2 protein-coding genes are annotated in these 1,416 nt (G+C 65.0%); both read right to left on the reverse strand.

Annotated features, from left to right (window positions below; all coding sequences use genetic code 11):
• Positions 1-56 precede the first annotated feature (56 nt).
• Positions 57-680, reverse strand: a complete 624-nt coding sequence (gene hxlA / locus AC5RU7_RS20955) for a 3-hexulose-6-phosphate synthase (protein ID WP_115524978.1) — start codon at positions 678-680, stop codon at positions 57-59.
• A gap of 69 nt (positions 681-749) precedes the next feature.
• Positions 750-1,349, reverse strand: coding sequence for a 6-phospho-3-hexuloisomerase (hxlB, locus tag AC5RU7_RS20960; protein WP_494053869.1), 600 nt, complete (start codon positions 1,347-1,349; stop codon positions 750-752).
• Between the last annotated feature and the right edge of the window lie 67 nt (positions 1,350-1,416).

The raw sequence follows: 1,416 nt of genomic DNA on the forward strand, positions 1-1,416 counted from the left end.
GCCGTGTACTGCCCGCGGTGGTGTTTTGTGCGGGCAGTACACGGTTCGGGGTGGGGTTATGCGATGGCTTCGCGGAGTTCTTTTGCTGCCAGGGCGGGGTCGGCTGCGCCGTAGATTGCGCCGCCGGCGACGGCGACGTCGGCGCCTGCTTTCTGGACGTCTGCGATGGTGGCGACTTTCACGCCGCCTGCGACGGAGAACGGCACGCGGGCTTCTGCTCCGGCGCGGAGCAGTCCGTTCAGGTCGAAGCCGGGCTTGGCCTGCTCGTCCAGGCCGGCGTGCATTTCGACGAACTTGGCGCCCAGGGCGCGGGCTTCCTTGGCGCGGGTGACCTTGTCCTCGACGCTGATCAGGTCAACGACGACGCCCTTGTTGTGGGCCTTGGCTGCCTTGACGGCGCCGGCGATCGTGGAGTCGTCGGCGGTGCCGAGCACGGTGACCAGGTCCGCGCCGGCCTTGAAGGCGATGTCTGCTTCAAGTTCACCGGCGTCCATGGTCTTCATGTCGGCGAAAACGATCTTGTCCGGGTGGGCTTCCTTGATGGCGGTGATCACGGAGAGGCCTTCGGCCTTGATCAGCGGGGTGCCGAGCTCGATGATGTCGACGTACTCGGCGACCTTGCCGGCCAGTTCGAGGGCGGCTTCGGTGGTCAGGAGATCGATGGCTACCTGGAGTTTCATGATGATGTTTCTTTCTGTAAGGGTACTGCGGTGGATGTGAAGGGAAACTAAAGATGCTGCTGGGGGTGTTTATTCGAGGTTGGCGTGCCGGAGCCAAAGCTCTTCGGCCGGCACGTCGGTGTTTTCCCACAGCGACTGGAAGAGCGCCTCGGTGGCCAGGAACAGGCTCTGTTCGAACAGGGACCCGGAGTACTGGCGCGAAACGCTGGAGCCGTGGTCGGTTTTTTGGGCGGCGGGAATGATCACTACCGTGTCCGCGAGCCGGGCCAGCGGCGAGTCCGGGTTGGTGGTGAACGCGGCAATCCGCGCCCCTGCTTTCGCCGCGGTTTCTGCTGACTTGACCACTCCCGAGGTCGTTCCCGACCCCGAAGCGACCAGCAGCAGATCCCCGGAGCCGATCGCGGGAGTGGTGGTGTCACCGGCAATATGGACCGTCAGGCCCAGGTGCATCAGCCGCATCGCCGCCATCCGCAGGACCAGCCCGCTGCGCCCGGCCCCTGCGGCGAATACCCGGCCCGGCTGGCCCAGCTGCGCGGCCAGGCCGGCCAGCTGGTGTTCATCGATCTTGGCCACCGTACCGGTGATCTCGTCCCCGACCAGGGACAGATTACGGACAATATCAACGTCCGTGCTGTGCACGGCAGGCGCCGTGGTGGTTGTAACAGTCACGATAGGACCCCTCTCAAACTATCCGGGCACCGGGACCTACGCCGCCCCGATGCATGCTCTCTGGTTG

This window comes from Arthrobacter sp. K410C, assembly GCF_059090105.1.